The organism is Ralstonia sp. TCR112 (assembly GCF_007997035.1).
Lineage (GTDB): Bacteria > Pseudomonadota > Gammaproteobacteria > Burkholderiales > Burkholderiaceae > Ralstonia > Ralstonia edaphi.
Genome location: NZ_VOSS01000196.1, coordinates 1 through 699, shown reverse-complemented (window position 1 = coordinate 699; position 699 = coordinate 1). Strand labels below are relative to the sequence as shown.

Below are 699 nucleotides of genomic sequence, written 5' to 3'. Positions count from 1 at the left end.
GGGCCGCGCAGACGCGCCGATCTACTCGCTGGAAGCTTCGGTCGACCGCGTGCGCGCTGCGGTGGAGGCTGCGCGCGCGTTGCCGTTTCCGTTCACGCTGACCGCCCGCGCCGAAAACCACCTGCACGGTCGCAACGACCTGGCCGACACGATCCGCCGCCTGCAGGCCTTTCAGGACGCCGGCGCCGACGTGCTCTACGCCCCGGGCCTGAAAACGCGCGACGAAATCGCCACCGTGCTGCGCGAGATCGATCGGCCGCTCAACGTGCTGATGGGCTTCGCCGACGGCAACCTCAGCGTGGCCAAGTTGACGGAATTGGGCGTCAAGCGCATCAGCGTGGGAGGCACGCTGGCACGCGTTGCCATGGGTGCATTCCTGCGGGCGGCGGAAGAGTTGCGCACCACCGGCACGTTCGCCTTCGCGCGCGATGCCGCCAGCGGCGCCAAGCTCAACAGCCTCTTCGCGCCGTTCGCCTGACGCTCTCGATCGAAGGAAAACCAATCGTCCATGGCACCCTCCCCGACCGACACCAAGCCGCCCGGCGGCCTGCGCCAGATTCCCGCCGGCATCTGGGTGCTGGGCTGCGTCAGCCTGCTGATGGACATTGCCTCCGAGATGATCCACAGCCTGCTGCCGCTGTTCATGGTGTCGGCGCTAGGCGCCAGTGCGTTGTCGGTCGGACTGATCGAAGGCCTGGG

General features: G+C 68.1%; 1 protein-coding gene and 1 pseudogene. Both read left to right on the top strand.

Annotation, left to right across the window (positions count from 1 at the left end; translation table 11 throughout):
- Positions 1–478, top strand: a 478-nt coding sequence (locus tag FUT88_RS25235) for an isocitrate lyase/phosphoenolpyruvate mutase family protein (protein ID WP_186829385.1), incomplete at its 5' end; no start/stop codon positions are given.
- 30 nt (positions 479–508) lie between these two features.
- Positions 509–699 (top strand): annotated as a pseudogene (locus tag FUT88_RS25230) (MFS transporter); the annotation flags it as partial.